This window comes from Planococcus sp. TJ-201 (genome assembly GCF_058268495.1).
On sequence record NZ_JBZDOG010000002.1, the window covers coordinates 495,658 to 512,322 of the forward strand.

The following is a 16,665-nucleotide window of genomic DNA, read 5'->3' on the forward strand; positions in this document are numbered from 1 at the left end:
ATCTCACCCTATTAAAAAACCGGGCGCCATCACTGGACCCGGTTAAGAATTAATTATGCGTGTTTTTCAACCATTTCAGCTAATGCTTCTTTTGGTCTGAATCCTACTACTTTATCGACAGTCTCTCCGTCTTTTAATAGTAACAAAGTCGGGATGGACATGATGCCGTAATTTCCAGCTGTTTCCTGGTTTTGGTCCACATCAACTTTTACGATTTTAACTTTGTCGCTCATTTCAGCATCCAATTCTTCAAGGACTGGAGCGATCATTTTACATGGTCCGCACCAAGTTGCCCAAAAATCTACTAATACGAGTCCTTCTGATACTTCTTGTGAAAAATTCTGATCTGTTCCGTGTACGATTGTCATGAATAATTCCTCCTTGTGGTTAAACCAAACTATATACAGAGTATAGCACGCGTGAAAAACACTAGCTATTTTTTTGCCTACTCTTCCAATACCCGTCAACTAGCAGGTTTAAACGAGATTTATTCCGCTTTGCATTTCGGCGTTTTGGGACCCATACAGGACGAGGCCATGACAAAATACAAGCAAATACAGGATTAGGCAAGCATGCGTAAAACCACAAATCAAAAACAGGTGAAGAAAAATACAACATTTTTCTTCACCTGTTCCAATTGTAAACTTCAGCAATCTGCCAAATAGCAGATTACATCACTTTCTTGAATTCTTCTGTCAACATCGGAATCACTTCGAACAAGTCCCCAACGATTCCGTAATCTGCTACTTTAAAGATATTGGCTTCTGGATCTTTGTTGATCGCAACAATTACTTTCGAGTTGGACATGCCAGCCATGTGCTGGATTGCTCCAGAAATACCGGCTGCGATGTACAGGTCAGGCGTAACTACTTTGCCTGTCTGGCCAATCTGCAGCGAGTAGTCGCAATAATCTGCGTCGCAAGCTCCGCGCGATGCACCAACGGCTCCACCTAAAAGGCTTGCTAGTTCCTGCAGCGAATCAAATCCTTCAGCACTCTTGACGCCGCGTCCTCCAGCTACGATCACTTTCGCTTCCGAAAGATCGACACCTTCACTTGATTTGCGGACAACATTTTTAATGATGGTCCGAAGGTTTGTGATATCGACCGACAACGAGCTGACTTCGCCCGAACGTTCCTGTCTTTCAAGCGGCGCAATGTTGTTTGAACGCACCGTTATAAAATCAATGCCCTCTTTTAACTTCACTTTTTCAAACGCTTTACCAGAGAAAATTGGGCGGATGAATACGGCATCATCGCCTTCGCCTTCAATATCCGTTACATCCGAAATCAATCCGGACTGCAGTTTAGAAGCGATTTTAGGTGCTAAGTCTTTGCCGACTGCTGTATGGCCAAAGACCAGGCCTTCAGGGTTTTCTTGTTCAACTACCGCCATAAATGCCTGGCCGTATCCGTCAGACGTGTAGGACTTCAAATGTGGATGTTCAACCGTAATCACACGGTCTGCACCGTATGCTACCAATTCAGCTCCGAAATCAGCAACCGAGTCACCGATTAACACTCCTACTACTTCTCCGCCATCGGAAATTTTCTTGGCAGCCGCAATTGCTTCAAATGAGACATTGCGCAAAGCGCCTTCACGCGTTTCGCCTAAAACTAATACTTTTTTCGCCATGGTCTGTTTACCCCCTAAGTAGATGTGAAAAAATGTTCCCGCCTTAACGGGTTGTCTAACTTCAAAAAAATTATAGAAACTTGTGCAAGTTTATAAGGAACTGTTGTTTATAACAACTCATAGTTTAAAACGAAAGCTTTTTTCTCTATCACTCGATTCATCATAGAAGAAAGAGCGAAAGGCGGCAACTCCTGGGGGAACAGCACGAGCTGAAGACCCTAGACTGAGCGCAGCGAGGGAAGCGGCTGAAGCCGCGCCCCCGGAAAGCGTCCGCCTGGAGCGAGTTCTTCCACCAATTCATTCAGAAAAACATTCAAAGTTAAGTTAACTATAACTTATTACTGAATTATATAACTTTCGCTTCGTTGCGCAGCAAACCTACTAATTCTGTTACCTGGTTTGAGATGTCGCCTTCAAGAATACGGCCAGCCGCTTTTTTCGGTGGCAAGTAGATTTCGATGGTTTCAGTTTTCGCTTCTACATCGTCTTCTTCGATGTCCAAATCATCCAATTCCAATTCTTCAAGCGGTTTTTTCTTCGCTTTCATGATTCCTGGAAGTGATGGGTAACGCGGCTCGTTCAAGCCTTGCTGAGCAGTAACAAGAAGCGGCAACGACGTTTCCAACTCTTCCGCATCCCCTTCGATATCGCGGACGATGGTCACTGTTTCGCCTTCAATGCTTAAGCTGGTGATAGTAGTGACATAGTTAATGCCAAGCAAATCGGCAACACGCGGTCCAACTTGTCCAGATCCGCCGTCGATTGCAACGTTACCTGCTAAAATCAAATCAGCTTCTTTGTCTTTCAAGTACTCAGCCAATATGTAAGCTGATGTAAATTGATCCATTTCTTCCACATCGTCTTCTGTATTGATCAAAACAGCTTTGTCAGCGCCCATTGCAAGTGCTGTGCGCAGCTGTTTCTCTGCTTCTTCATTGCCAATTGTGACCACTGTCACTTCGCCGCCATGTGCGTCGCGGACTGTAATTGCTTCTTCAATTGCGTATTCATCGTATGGATTGATGATGAATTCCGCACCGTCTTCCTGGATTTGCCCACCTGAAACAACGATTTTCTCTTCTGTGTCAAACGTACGTTTTACCAATACAAAAATGTTCATGAACGTAAACCTCCCAAGTATTATTTCCCTTTAAAATGTGCTTCACGTTTCTCCAGAAATGCCTGGATTCCTTCTTTTGCATCTTCTGAAACAAAAACGGTTCCAAAAGATTGTGCCTCTGCATTTACGCCTTCGTGATACGAGGCAGGCTTGGTGTATTGCAGCATTTCGATGGCCGCCTTAACAGAAACGGGACTTTTCTTCGCTATTTTGCGTGCGATTGTAAGCGTTTCCGAAAGTAAGTCTTCTTCTGCATACGCACGATTCGCCAAGCCGTATTGCGCTGCTTCTGTCCCGGAGATCGGATCACTTGTCAACAGCATCTCTGCTGCTTTCGCTGTGCCTACGTATCGTGGCAGCCGTTGCGTTCCGGCAAATCCAGGGATCAACCCCAATTGAAGCTCCGGTAATCCCAGTTTAGCATTTTCAGTGACAAATCGCATATGGCAACTCATTGCCAATTCCAATCCGCCCCCTAAAGCCGCCCCGTGGATTGCTGCGATGACAGGCTTATGGAATGTTTCGACACGTTCAAAAACTTCCTGGCCCCTTGCTGAAAGTTTTGAAAATTCTTCACCAGAAGAAACTTGCGTAAATTCCTTGATGTCTGCACCAGCAGAAAAGAACCTGCCTTCTCCGTGCAACACAATGACGCGAACCTCTTCATCGTTTTCTACCTGGTTCAACAATTCGTCGACTTCTAAAATAAGTGAACGGGACAACGCATTTGCCGGTGGACGATTGATCGTCGCGACCGCTACCCCGTCTTCTTTTTTCCAGCTAATAAATTCCATCCAATCAGTTCCTCCCATTAAGCCCGCATGCCTTTCAGCAGCAGACGCTGAACTTTTGGTGCCAGTTCGACCAAATCATACTTATGGTCATTCATGACCCATGTAGTTATGGTCTCGTCCATTGTGCCAAAAACCATTTGACGGGCTAAGCGAATATCCATTGCCGCATCAAACTCTCCATCTTCCATGCCTTTGACCAAGATTTTGTCCATGAGTTTTAAATATTCCCGGAGCACGTTGTTGATCTTTAAGCGAATTTCGTGATTTGACTGCCGCAATTCCAGTTGCGTAACAATCGCCAAATGGATATCTCCAGCCAACAGTTCGAAATGGCTTTCAATCATTAACCCTAATTTGGTTGAAGCATCCAAATCACGGGAAATGATTTGTTCCAGTTTGCTGACAAACACACCCATTTTTTCTTGAAACACAGAAATCAAAATGTCTTCTTTATTTTTGAAGTACAAGTAAATCGTTCCATCGGCCACACCCGCCTGTTTGGCTATTTTTGAAACTTGTGCTTGGTGATAGCCATTTTCAGCGATGACAATTACTGCCGCGTCGATGATTTGCTTGTATTTCGGTTTATCTTTTTTTACCATCCTGTCACCACCCAAAAAAATATGAAAATATGAATGGCGATTCATTCATATTTTCATATTATCGTTTATTGTATGGGGTGTCAAGTGTTTATCGCTTTAAGATGGAACGGCTTCGCTTTGTTTGGAAACCTCTTCGTCCACGAGTGAGCGGCGCAAAATTTTCCCAACTGCTGTTTTCGGCAATTCTTTGCGGAACTCATAGATGCGCGGAACTTTGAATGAAGCCAAGTGTTCTCGGCAATGCGCATTCAGTGCCTCTTCTGTAACAGTATAGCCTTCTTTCAGCACAATGTATGCTTTTACCGTTTCGCCGCGGTACGGATCCGGTATGCCTGCTACTACGCATTCCTGAATGGCTTCGTGTTCATACAGCACTTCTTCAATTTCACGTGGATAAATATTAAAACCGCCAGCAATGATCATGTCTTTTTTGCGATCGACAATAAAGAAGTTGCCTTCTTCATCCATATATCCTAGGTCTCCGGTCAACAACCAGCCATCAACGATTGTCGCCGCTGTCTCTTCAGGCTTGTTCCAATAGCCTTTCATAACTTGAGGACCTTGAATGGCGATTTCACCAATCTCTCCATTTGGAACCGGATCAGTAGTGCCTGTTTGGAAAATTTTGCAATCGGTATCCGGATACGGAAAACCGATCGAGCCTTTTGTCCGTTCGCCCCATACCAAATTCGAATGAGTTACAGGTGAAGTTTCCGTCAATCCATAGCCTTCAACTAACTTGCCGCCCGTCAGTTTTTCAAACTTTTCCTGGACTTCTGCAGGCAACGGAGCAGAACCGCTCAGGCATGCTTCAATTGAAGACAAATCGTATTTAGCGATGTCCGGATGATTCATCAATCCGATATACAAAGTCGGTGCTCCCGGGAAAAGCGTTGGTTTTTGTTTGTTGATGGTTTTTAATGCCGTTTCCGGATCGAACTTCGGCAGCAGCACCATTTTATTGCCGAGCATGACGGACAGAATAAGTACTGTTGTTAAGCCGTATACATGGAATAACGGAATAATGCCCATGATTGTCTCTTCGCCTTTTTTGCATTTATATAGCCAGCTGTCGCACATGGTCGCATTGGAAATAATGTTCTTGTGCGTTAGCATGACCCCTTTCGGAGAACCGGTAGTGCCTCCTGTATATTGCAGCAGCGCTAAATCTTCCTCGAAATCGAAAGGGGTTTCCACGACAAACGGCTGTGACGTTTTCATGATTTCAGTAAATAGATGGTTAACTCCCCTGTGCTCCACTTTGACGGTCATGCCGTACTGTTTTTTCTGGATAAATGGATATACCAGATTTTTCGGGAAAGCCAAGTAATCTTTAATGCCGGTAATGATGACATTTTCCAATTCCGTTTCCTTCATTACTTTGGATATTCTCGGGAACAGAATATCCAAACTGATAATGGCCCGGGCTCCTGAATCCTTCATTTGGTAAGCAATTTCCCGTTCTGTATAAAGAGGATTGGTCATGACGACAACGCCGCCAGCGTAAAGGATGCCATAAAAACTAATAACTGCCTGCGGACAATTGGGCAACATGATGGACACTCGGTCGCCTTTTTTAATCCCCAATTTTTGAAGATAATTCGCAAACTTCATAGAAGATTGATACAGTTCCTCGTACGAAAGCTCTTTCCCCATAAAATGAATGGCCACTTTTTGTGGATACTTTTCATAAGCTTTCGTTAAGTATTCCTGTACCGGCATACTCGGGTAGGTGAGCGTATGTGGAATCTCCGGTGGATAATGTGCGAGCCACGGCTTTTCAGTCATTCTTTTGACCTCCTATTTTTTATTAGAATCGTGCGAATATTCCTATTTTAATTATAAAGAATAATGATACCGCTTTCAAACTTTATTTGTATAAGTTTAAAAGATTGTTAGAATGGCTGCATTTAAACAAGTAAAAAGGCCAGCACAATGGCCGGCCGATTTTCTAAAACATAAACAAGAAGATAACTCCTATAATCAAAAAGATCGCACAAAAGACAAACAAAATTTTAATTAGATTTTCCACTCTATCCAACTCCTATTGAATACTGGCTCCAATGACAAACGACAAACCAACAGAAATGACCATCGAAATCAGGCCGACCGAACGGTTGTCTTGTTCGATTTCGTCATCCACTTTAAATTTGGGCGTCAGGAACTCAAACAGAATATAAGCGAAAATCAGCAAAGTAAAACCGAACAATCCCCAACCAATCATTTCGAACAAGGTATTATGCTGTTCGATGGAAAAGCGGAAAATATTGGTGACACCGAAAATTTTTCCGCCTGTTGCCATGGCTACTGATAAATTCCCTTTTTTGATTTGTTCCCAGTTGTTATATTTTGTCACCATTTCGAAAATTACCATCGAGACGATTAAACACAATACCACCACACTGAAATAGCCAGCTGACTCGACCAGCGGGTGCGTCCAAAATCCTGTTTCAGTCATTTCTTATACCCCTTTACGGAAACTTACTTGAGTTCGGCGACGGTAACGCCAGATCCGCCTTCGCCCGCTTCGCCAAACCGGTAGTTTTTCACTCGCGGATGCTTTTTCAAATATTGCTGGACGCCTTGGCGCAAAGCACCGGTCCCTTTTCCATGAATAATGGATACTTGGTGGTAATTTGATAATAACGCATCGTCCAAGTACTTTTCAACACGTGCCAATGCATCTTCATAACGTTCTCCGCGCAAATCAAGCTCCATCTTCACATGGCCGTCACGGTCTTTCAATGTTGCCATGGTTCGCGTTTGTTTTTCCTTTTCGGGCTTTGTGTAAGACAAATCGGATTCTGGCAGCTTCATCTTCAAAATACCGATTTGGACGATCCATTCGTTCTTGGAAACTTTTTCAACCAAGGTCCCTTTTTGGCCAAAGGAAATCACTTTCACTTCGTCGTTCGCTTTTAACGGTTTGGCGGCGTTGTCTTTGGCGGCTTTTTTCAGGATGCGATTTTGAGGCATGGCATCTTCCAACCGCTTTTTCGCATCGATCAATTCATGCTCTTTTACCGACGAACTTTGGTTAAATTGCATTTTGCGAAGATCCGAAATGACGGCCTCTGCTTCTGTACGCGCCTGGTCGACGATTTTCCGAGCTTTTTCTTTTGCTTTTTCTTCCAAGCGTTCTTTTTGCTGCTCGTATTCTTCCAACTGTTTTGCCAGTTCTTTTTTCAACTGTTCTGACTCGGAAAGAACCTCTTTGGTGTGTTCCGCATCTTGTTCTGCTTCGCGCCGGCTTTTTTCGAGCGATGCAATCATCGAATCCACGGCTTTGCTGTCGGTCCCCGTAAAGCTCTTGGCATGATTGATGATGTGGTCCGGCAAGCCAAGTCGCTTCGAAATTTCAAATGCGTTGCTTCGGCCAGGAACGCCAATCAGCAAGCGGTAAGTCGGACTTAATGTTTCTACATCAAACTCCACGCTGGCATTCGCCACGCCCGGACGGTTATAGCCGTATGCTTTTAGTTCAGGATAATGCGTTGTCGCAATGACACGCGCTCCTCTGCCATGAACTTCATCCAATAACGAAATAGCCAGAGCTGCGCCTTCCTGCGGATCGGTCCCTGCGCCCAATTCATCGAAAATCACAAGGGAGTTCTCATCAAATTTGGTGAGAATGTCGACAATATTGACCATATGGGATGAAAACGTACTCAAGCTTTGTTCGATTGACTGCTCGTCGCCGATATCAGCAAAAATTTGATCGAACACGGACAATTCCGAGCCATCGAGTGCAGGAACCGGCAAACCTGCTTGAGCCATCAAAGTCGTTAATCCGACGGTTTTTAACGTGACAGTTTTCCCGCCAGTATTGGGCCCCGTGATGACAATAGCGGTAATATCGCCGCCAAACTCAATATCGTTCGGCACTACTTCGTCTTTCGGAATCAACGGATGGCGAGCTTTCCGTAAGTTGATGTAGCCTTCTGTATTCATAGTAGGCTTTGTACCTCTATGGGTAGCGCCGTATTTTGCTTTAGCCAAGATCAAGTCGATTTCCCCAAGCACTTCAACCAATAGAAACAGTTCATGAGCAACTTCTTGCACTTGCGCTGATAACATCAGCAAAATCCGATCGATTTCTTCTTTTTCCTTCATTTTCAAACGGCGAACCTCGTTGTTTGCCTGGACAACCGCATCCGGTTCGATGAACAGTGTTTGCCCCGATGAAGACTGATCATGGACAATACCACCGTAATGGTTGCGGTATTCTTGTTTAACGGGAATAACAAACCGGTCATTGCGAATTGTCACAATCGAATCCGACAGCATTTTCGAAGCATTTTTGCCGCGCACTAAACTTTCCAGACGCTCACGGACACGGCTTTCCTGCGTACGCAACTGCTGGCGGATTGAACGAAGTTCCGAGCTTGCACTGTCCAAGACGCCGCCATTGTCATCGATGCAAATATTGATGGCGTGTTCAAGAGCCGTCAAGATGGGCATAGATTGTTTTTTCTCCAGAAAATGCGGAATTTGAATAACCGCTTCTTCTTGAATGGTTTCAAAAAACTGGCGCAGGATACGGCTCGCACGAATCGTGGAAGACACTTCCATTAACTCCATCGGGCTCAAGCTGCCGCCAATTTGCGCGCGTCGTGCATGCAGGCGAATGTCGAAAATGCCGCCCATTGGCACATTGTTTTTGACACGCAAAACTTGCGCCCCTTCGTCCATCTGCTCGAGGAGCCGATTGACTTCATTGATATCCGTAGATGGCAACAAGTTATCCACATGGGCTTTTCCGAGTGACGATGTACAATACCGTGCAACTTCATCGCGGATTTTATAAAATTCAAGTGTCCTTAATGCTCGTTCTGCGATCATTCAAGACCCTCCTAACGTTTCAGATAAATTAATCATGAGTATTCTAAAAATAAATAATTGTCAATGAGCTAAAGCCATATGCAAGCGATATAAGTTGAATCAAAGAATTTCCTTTTAAACTCTACAAATGTGAAGAAACGAAGAAAGCGCTCCAGGCGGACGCTTTCCGCGGACGAAGCGCTGAGCCTCCTCGTCGCAAGCTCCTGCGGGGTCTCATCACTCCGTTCTTCCGCAGGAGTCGCCGCCTTCCACTCTTTCTTCTGAGCATCATCAAACAACTTATTAGTAGGGTATGGAGCAAACCAGCGGATACTAGTAAGGGAGCAGCGACATCTGAGAAATTCACTCGGGTGGGCAGCCCAATGTAAGCCCAGAGCAGCTGGCTTCACGACATTCTATCGCATCAGCTGAATGACCCTCATCCTTCGGTCCTAAAAGCAGAAACTAGTTTGTGGAGTATATTATAGAATCGTTTCTATTATAAATTAATAGTTCAACTCATATATTTTATTCTGTTCTATTCAAATATGCGGTCAGTTTTTCAAACGACCATGTGTTGACCACTGTATCTTTTTTCAGCCATGCTTTTTGGGCATGCTTAATGCCGGTTTCCATGACTTCCAGGCCTTCAATGGCGTGGGCATCTGTATTGATTGCGACCGGTACTCCTTTTTCTTGTGCCATTACCAAGTATGGTACAGCAAGATCCAAACGGTACGGACTGGCATTCAATTCGACAATTTTGCCGTATTCTTTTGCCCAGTCCAAAATCTGCTCAACATCCGGATCATAGCCGTCGCGCTGTCCGACGATCCGTCCAGTCGGATGGGCAATCATGTGGACATATGGATTTTTCATTGCTGTTAAAATCCGGTCCATAATTTGCTCCTGCGGCTGCTGGAAGCTCGAATGGATGCTGGCAATAACAAAGTCCAGCTGTTTCAACAATTCGTCATCAAAATCAAGCGATGCGTCAGGCAAAATATCCATTTCGGTTCCGGAAAGCACGCTAATTTCCGGATACTGTTCATTCGTTTCTCGAATCAAGGCATGCTGTTCCCTTAAGCGCTCAGGCGTTAAGCCGTTTGCCACCTTCAAATATTGCGAATGGTCGGTAATGATCATGTATTCATAAGATTTCGCTCTGCACGCTTCGATCATTTCCTTTAATGAATTGGCCCCATCCGACCAGGTCGTATGCATATGCAAATCACCTTTGATGTCTTCAAGCGTCACCAGCTCAGGCAATTCTTCCAACCGGTCAAGTTCACGGCCGTCTTCACGCACCGATGGCGGAATAAAAGGCAAGCCGAAATGCGCAAAAAACTCGGTTTCGGATTTGAAAGTCGTCACAGTGCCGTCTTCTTGCTCAACGCCATACTCGCTTATTTTCTTTTTCTGGGATTTGGCGAGCTGGCGCATTTTGACGTTATGATCCTTGGAGCCGGTAAAATGGTGCAGCGCTGTTACGAACTCTTCAGGTGCCACCAGACGGAAATCAACATCAATCGGCTCCAGCACATCTACGGTGACAGACACTTTGGTGTCTCCTGATGCAATGGTTTCCTGCACCGGCAATGCAGCAAGCAGCTGCTCTTTCACGCGTGCCGGCTGGGCAGTTGCAATAATAAAGTCCAAATCTTTGCTGGTTTCTTTGGTGCGCCGGAAGCTACCCGCAACTGAAAACTCGGTCACTTCTGCAATCGTAATTAACACATCTTCAATAAACGCCACTGTTTCTTCTGTTTTCCAGATTGGCTGACGGTCCGGCTTGCTCTCAAAATCATTCAGCTCTTTCAAGATCTTTTCTTCAGATTTCGGTCCAAATCCTGGAAGCTTTTGAATCTCCTGATTCAGACATGCTGTTTTTAACGCTTCCATCGAATCGATGCCCAGTTCTTTATACAGCTTGGCAATTTTTTTGCCGCCCATTCCCTGAAGCTTCATCATCGGAAAAAGTCCTTTCGGCACTTCTTCCTGCAGCTCTTCCAGAACGGTCGACTTTCCATCATTGATCAGCTCAAGAATGACTTCCCCTGTGCCTTTGCCGATCCCTTTCAGTTTGGTGACGTCCTCAATTTCATCCAAGCTGCGCTGGTCTAATTCCAATGCCTGAGCTGCTTTGCGGAACGCCGATACTTTAAACGGGTTTTCCCCTTTGAGTTCCATATACAATGCAATTTTTTCAAGTGTTCTGATGATAATCTTCTTATTCACCAAAAGCCCTCCTCGTTTCGACTAAAAAAACTTCCCTCGTAAGAGAGAAGTTCCTACTACATATAAATATACCACCATTCTTTTACTTTCTCAGAGAAATAAGGCGTATGCTCAAGCATAGACTGAGCAATTCCGGAATTCTCCAACTGGTTCTGCACAGCGTCCACAGGAAGCAATGCAAACACATAGATGAAAATAAACAGCAGTATGTAAACTTCAACAAATCCTAAAATCGCACCAAGAATTTTGCTGAAAAAGCCAAGCACCGGCAAAAACTTCAAGAAATCGAACATCGATGCAATCAATTGCAAAGCAAACTTCACCACAAAGAAAATAAGGGCAAATGCCAACAATTGATAGAAAGTCTGATCCAAGTCCAGTTGGTCCACCACGAGCGTAAATTGGGAATTTTCATTGATAGCTGGGTAAGGAATCCACAGCACAAAGTATTCGGATAAAGGTTTATAGTATTTATAGGCCACGACCAGAGCAATAACAAACCCGACCATATGGATCAACTGGACAATAAAGCCTCTTTTGGCGCCCACAATGATGCCACCGATCAGTAAGATGATTAAAAGTATATCAAGCATTCACGTCAACCCTTCAGTTTTTTCAATTCATTTTCTAATTGTTCAACTTGCTCTTTCAGTTTAAGATAGTCATGTACCGCATTTGATGCAGTCAAAACGGCAAGCTTTGCCTGATCCAATGACGGATTCAACGCATTGATCTCGCGCATCTTGCTGTCGACAATCGATGCAACCAATCTCATGTGGCCGGAAGTTTCGGTACCGACCATTTTATAGGTGTTGCCATAGATGTCAACGACCGTGTGAATTTTATGTTGCTCTGACAATGCAATATCCCCCTTTAGAATTCTATAAACCATCATACCATGAACACAAGCCCATTGTGAATCAAGAAAGGTGACTCGCCCATATGTCGAATACTGTTCTGAAACTGCCGGAGGAAAGCTTGCTCCAATTGATTTCCCATTACGATAAAAATAAGACCTCGTCCAAAAACCCGTATGCCCGCTTTACTGCTAAATTGACCGATACTGTGGTCACTGTATACACTTCCGGAAAAGTCATGTTCCAAGGAAATGGAGCCCTTCGGGAAGCCGCAAAATGGGGAGTTGCAGATTCAGCAGCTGACAAGATCGTCTCCACAAAAGGCGACACATTGCCGCCTGGATTTGCCCAACTTTCAGTTCTGGGGTCCGATGAAACCGGTACAGGAGATTTTTTTGGCCCCATCACTGTGGCTGCCTGCTTCGTACCTGCGGACAAAGTCGAACTCGCACGTGAACTTGGCGTCAAAGATTCGAAACAGCTGACCGACACCTGGATGCGCCAAGTAGCTCCCGACCTGAAAGAAGCTTTCGCGCACAAGGTACTGACCTTAAAAAACGATAAATACAACCGTGTGCAAGGACAAGGCTGGTCGCAAGGAAAAATCAAAGCATTGCTGCATAACCAGGCACTTAAATATGTTCTAAATGATATTGCTCCCGAAAAACCAGACGCCATCCTGATCGATCAGTTTGCCGAACGCGCCATCTATTACAAGCACATCAAAGAAGAACCCGAAATCATCCGGGAGAATGTCTTGTTCTCGACCAAAGCCGAAGGACTCCACGTATCTGTCGCCTGCGCCTCCATCATAGCTCGCGTCGCTTTCCTGGATGAAATGGATCGCATGAGTGCGGAAGCTGGCGTCGCCTTGCCAAAAGGCGCTGGAAAGATCGTCGATGAAGCGGCTGCAAAGATTTTGCTGAAACATGGGGAAGAGTACTTAAAAGGATTAACGAAAGTCCATTTTGCCAATACAAAAAAAGCGCAGGCGCTGGCAGAAAAGCGGCGTCGATAAAAAACAAAACCCATGAGAAAAAATTCTCATGGGTTTTCTATATCGTGTTTTAGCTTCTCAACTCAGCGCCGACTTCCGTCAAAGCTGCCAATACTTTTTCATGCACATTGATGACTTCTTCATCCGTCAATGTTTTTTCAGGATCAAAGTAAGTCAAGGAGAAGGCGACTGATTTTTTGCCTTCTTCCATTTTATCGCCTTCGTACAAGTCGAATACGCGGACATCTTTCAACAGTTTGCCGCCAGCATTGCGGATAACCGTTTCAATCGTTCCTGCTTCAACATTTTTGGAAAGCACTAATGCTACGTCACGTGACATCGATGGGTAGCGCGGTACTGGCTTGTAGACGAGAGCTTCTGTCTCCAGATCTAACAGCGCCGCCAGGTTTAATTCCATAACGACCGTCGTTTTCAAGTCGCGTGCCTTTTGTTCCGTTGGATGCAACTGGCCCATGACGCCGATACGCTGGCCATCATGCATAATGAAAGCTGTTCTGCCTGGATGCAAATCGTCCATTTGGCCTCGCTCGAACGTCAACTGGACGCCAAGTTTCGTGCCAAGTGTTTCCACAATACCTTTCAGTACAAAAAAGTCGACGGGCTTTTTCTCGCCTTGCCAGCTGTTGTCGAGCCACAAGCCGGTCATTGCCACCGCCAAATGTTCCTGCTCGTTCAATAGCTCGTCATCGCCTTTTAAGAAGACCGAACCGGTTTCATACAAAGATACCGAATCCATTCTTCTCGCTGTGTTGTAGGTGACCGATTCCAAAAGATGGGGCAATAGGCTTTGGCGCAAGATGCTGCGCTCTTCGCTCATTGGCATCAGCAAACGCGTTGTTTCTGTTTCTTCCAAAGCAAACTGTTTCGCCGATTTCTCGGAAGTCAGTGAATACGTCGTTGCTTGAAGCAATCCAGCACCTTCCAAAAGCGAGCGGACAATGCGGCGTTTTGCCTGGTAAGGCGTCAAACCACCGGGAGTCGTTTCTGCTTCCGGCAAAGTTGCAGGGATTTCATCATAGCCATACAAGCGGGCAATTTCTTCGATAACGTCTTCAGGAATTTGAATGTCCTGTCGGCGTGTCGGCACAGAAATGACCAGTTGCCCGTTTGCTGCTTCAGTAGTGAATTTCAAGCGGTTCAGAATATCCCACATGTCTTCAAAAGAAATTTTCATCCCTAAGCGGCTGTTAATGAAGTCTGGAGAAACTTTGACGATTTTTTCTTCTTTATTTAATTCATCGAACATTACAGATCCAGCCAATACTTCCCCGCCAGCAAGCTCAGATAGCAATTGCGCTGCACGTTCTGCAGCCGGGATGACCCGGTTTGGATCCACACCTTTTTCATAGCGTGAACTTGCATCACTGCGAAGCCCGTGGTCTTTCGAAGTTTGGCGGACAGAACCGGATTCGAAATAAGCAGATTCAATCACAACAGTCGTTGTCGCTTCACTGACTTCCGAATTGGCACCGCCCATCACGCCGGCAATCGCCACTGGTTTATCGCCGTTGGTAATGACCAACTGGCGGCCGGACAGTTTGCGTTCAACATCGTCCAAAGTCGTAATCATTTCGCCTTCCTTGGCGTGGCGAACGGTAATATTGCCCGTTCCCAGCAAATCGTAATCAAAGGCGTGAAGCGGCTGGCCGTATTCCATCAAAATGTAGTTGGTTACATCGACCACGTTATTGTGTGGACGGACGCCTGCTGCCATCAAACGCTGCTGCAGCCACATTGGCGACTCCTGCACTTTGATGTTGCGGACAACTTTTGCTACATACAACGGGTTGGCTTCAGGTGCATCAATATTCAATGTCAGCATCGATGCTGCTGTATCAGTTGCTTCTGTGTAGCTGATTTCAGGCAATTTGACGTCTTCAGAAAGAATCGCACCGACTTCATAAGCGACTCCGATCATGCTCATCGCATCTGCACGGTTTGGCGTTAGGCCCAGTTCCAGAACGGTATCGTCCAAATCAAAGTTTGTCAGAACGTCAGAACCGGTTTCCGCATCTTCCGGCAATACATATATGCCTTCCGCATAAGCTTTTGGCACAAGTTTGCTTTCAATGCCCAATTCCTGTAGCGAGCAGATCATGCCGTTTGATTCTTCTCCGCGAAGCTTGGCTTTTTTGATTTTGATGTCACCAGGAAGCGTTGCTCCGGGACGTGCCACAATGACTTTTTGGCCGGCTGCAATGTTTGGAGCGCCGCAAATGATTTGCGTAGTTTCTTCGCCAACGTTGACTTGGCAGATGGACAACTTATCCGCTTCCGGATGTTTAACGCAAGATTCAACATAACCGACGACGATATTTGTCATGCCGTGTGAGCGGTCAATGACTGCGTCCACTTCGATGCCGGAACGCGTTATTTTTTCACCCAGTTCAGCGGGTGGCAATTGTTGTGTATTTACATAGTCTTTTAACCAATTAATGGATACGAGCATGTGTTAGTTCCTCCTTAAAGTTCTGTACGTTGAAATTGGGATAAAAAGCGGACATCGTTCGTATAGAAATGACGGATATCTTCGACGCCGTATTTAAGCATAGCAATTCGTTCCGGCCCCATGCCGAAAGCGAATCCAGTCAGGCGTTTCGAATCGTAGCCGGCCATTTCAAGAACATTCGGATGCACCATTCCAGCACCCAAAATTTCAATCCAGCCTGTTTTCTTGCAAACGTTGCAGCCGCTGCCGCCACATTTAAAGCAAGAAATATCCATTTCGACAGAAGGCTCCGTGAATGGGAAAAAGCTTGGGCGAAGACGAATTTCGCGGTCGTCGCCGAACATTTTCTTGGCGAATACGGACAGCGTCCCTTTCAAGTCGCTCATGCGGATATCTTCTCCGATGACCAATCCTTCAATTTGCGTGAACTGATGCGAATGCGTCGCATCATCGCTGTCGCGGCGATACACTTTGCCCGGGCAGATGATTTTGATTGGTTCTCCGCCTTTTGCTTCCATCGTCCGTGCTTGAACCGGTGATGTATGCGTACGCAACAAAATATCTTCTGTTATATAGAAGGAATCCTGCATATCACGAGCTGGATGGCCTTTCGGCAAGTTCAATGCTTCAAAGTTATAATAATCTTTTTCCACTTCCGGACCTTCCGCAACTTGGTAGCCCATCGAGATAAACAAGTCTTCGATTTCTTCCACTACACGCGTTAACGGATGCGGGTTGCCTGTCTTGACAGGACGCCCTGGCAAGGTGATATCAATCGTTTCGCTTTGCAGCTTCAGGTTGATTGCTTCTTCTTCCAGAATGACCATGCGGCCTTCGAGCTCAGTTGTTACTTCTTCGCGCACCACATTGACCAAAGCACCCATTTTTGGACGTTCTTCAGCCGGCAGTTTGCCCATGCCTTTCAATAAATCCGTAATCGGCCCTTTTTTGCCCAAATAAGCCACTCGCACGTCATTCAACTCTTTAACTGTTGATGCTGCGGAGATCTTATCCAGTGCCTGTGTTTTCAATTCCTGCAATTGTGCTTCCATTTTTTCTCCTCCTTAGACAGTAAAAAGCCCCGTCCCAGAAAAGGGACGAGGCATTATTCGCGGTACCACCCTAGTTATC

14 protein-coding genes and 1 other annotated feature (1 of these 15 only partly in view) are annotated in these 16,665 nt (G+C 45.4%); of the genes, 1 reads left to right on the plus strand and 13 read right to left on the minus strand.

Going from position 1 to position 16,665, the window contains the following annotated elements:
* Window positions 1–53: 53 nt before the first annotated feature.
* The 11 genes from trxA to zapA form a co-directional block, all read right to left on the minus strand.
* Entirely contained in the window at window positions 54–368 is a 315-nt protein-coding gene (gene trxA, locus AC4EG4_RS08185) for a thioredoxin (protein ID WP_490978773.1), read from the minus strand.
* Between the two features lie 301 nt (window positions 369–669).
* A complete protein-coding gene (locus AC4EG4_RS08190; protein WP_490987490.1) occupies window positions 670–1,635 on the minus strand; it encodes an electron transfer flavoprotein subunit alpha/FixB family protein in 966 nt (321 codons plus the stop codon).
* 346 nt (window positions 1,636–1,981) lie between these two features.
* The gene (locus AC4EG4_RS08195; protein WP_490978776.1) at window positions 1,982–2,755 is read right to left on the minus strand and encodes an electron transfer flavoprotein subunit beta/FixA family protein; all 774 of its coding nucleotides are present in this window, start codon (window positions 2,753–2,755) and stop codon (window positions 1,982–1,984) included.
* A gap of 20 nt (window positions 2,756–2,775) precedes the next feature.
* On the minus strand, window positions 2,776–3,549 hold the full coding sequence (locus AC4EG4_RS08200; protein ID WP_490987491.1) for an enoyl-CoA hydratase: 774 nt from the start codon (window positions 3,547–3,549) through the stop codon (window positions 2,776–2,778).
* A gap of 17 nt (window positions 3,550–3,566) precedes the next feature.
* Window positions 3,567–4,151 carry a fatty acid metabolism transcriptional regulator FadR gene (gene fadR / locus AC4EG4_RS08205; protein WP_490987492.1) on the minus strand — a complete coding sequence of 195 codons (585 nt, stop codon included), beginning with the start codon at window positions 4,149–4,151 and terminating at the stop codon, window positions 3,567–3,569.
* A 96-nt stretch (window positions 4,152–4,247) separates the two neighbouring features.
* Window positions 4,248–5,939 carry an AMP-binding protein gene (locus AC4EG4_RS08210; RefSeq protein ID WP_490987493.1) on the minus strand — a complete coding sequence of 564 codons (1,692 nt, stop codon included), beginning with the start codon at window positions 5,937–5,939 and terminating at the stop codon, window positions 4,248–4,250.
* A gap of 256 nt (window positions 5,940–6,195) precedes the next feature.
* Window positions 6,196–6,609: a DUF350 domain-containing protein gene (locus tag AC4EG4_RS08215; protein WP_490978780.1), complete on the minus strand. Its 414-nt coding sequence runs from the start codon at window positions 6,607–6,609 to the stop codon at window positions 6,196–6,198.
* A gap of 23 nt (window positions 6,610–6,632) precedes the next feature.
* Window positions 6,633–8,993: an endonuclease MutS2 gene (locus AC4EG4_RS08220; protein ID WP_490987494.1), complete on the minus strand. Its 2,361-nt coding sequence runs from the start codon at window positions 8,991–8,993 to the stop codon at window positions 6,633–6,635.
* 507 nt (window positions 8,994–9,500) lie between these two features.
* The gene (gene polX / locus AC4EG4_RS08225) at window positions 9,501–11,210 is read right to left on the minus strand and encodes a DNA polymerase/3'-5' exonuclease PolX (protein WP_490987495.1); all 1,710 of its coding nucleotides are present in this window, start codon (window positions 11,208–11,210) and stop codon (window positions 9,501–9,503) included.
* Between the two features lie 56 nt (window positions 11,211–11,266).
* Window positions 11,267–11,803 carry a CvpA family protein gene (locus tag AC4EG4_RS08230; RefSeq protein WP_490978783.1) on the minus strand — a complete coding sequence of 179 codons (537 nt, stop codon included), beginning with the start codon at window positions 11,801–11,803 and terminating at the stop codon, window positions 11,267–11,269.
* 5 nt (window positions 11,804–11,808) lie between these two features.
* A complete protein-coding gene (gene zapA, locus AC4EG4_RS08235; RefSeq protein ID WP_065537053.1) occupies window positions 11,809–12,069 on the minus strand; it encodes a cell division protein ZapA in 261 nt (86 codons plus the stop codon).
* Window positions 12,070–12,152: 83 nt separating this feature from the next.
* Between zapA and rnhC the strand changes: the two genes are divergently transcribed.
* On the plus strand, window positions 12,153–13,085 hold the full coding sequence (gene rnhC, locus AC4EG4_RS08240; RefSeq protein WP_490987496.1) for a ribonuclease HIII: 933 nt from the start codon (window positions 12,153–12,155) through the stop codon (window positions 13,083–13,085).
* Between the two features lie 49 nt (window positions 13,086–13,134).
* Here rnhC and pheT read toward each other — a convergent pair whose 3' ends face one another.
* Both pheT and pheS read right to left on the minus strand, forming a co-directional pair.
* On the minus strand, window positions 13,135–15,534 hold the full coding sequence (gene pheT, locus AC4EG4_RS08245; protein WP_490987497.1) for a phenylalanine--tRNA ligase subunit beta: 2,400 nt from the start codon (window positions 15,532–15,534) through the stop codon (window positions 13,135–13,137).
* A gap of 14 nt (window positions 15,535–15,548) precedes the next feature.
* Window positions 15,549–16,586, minus strand: a complete 1,038-nt coding sequence (gene pheS, locus AC4EG4_RS08250; RefSeq protein ID WP_490978786.1) for a phenylalanine--tRNA ligase subunit alpha — start codon at window positions 16,584–16,586, stop codon at window positions 15,549–15,551.
* Between the two features lie 38 nt (window positions 16,587–16,624).
* Window positions 16,625–16,665, minus strand: a binding site (T-box leader); it runs 187 nt beyond the window's last position.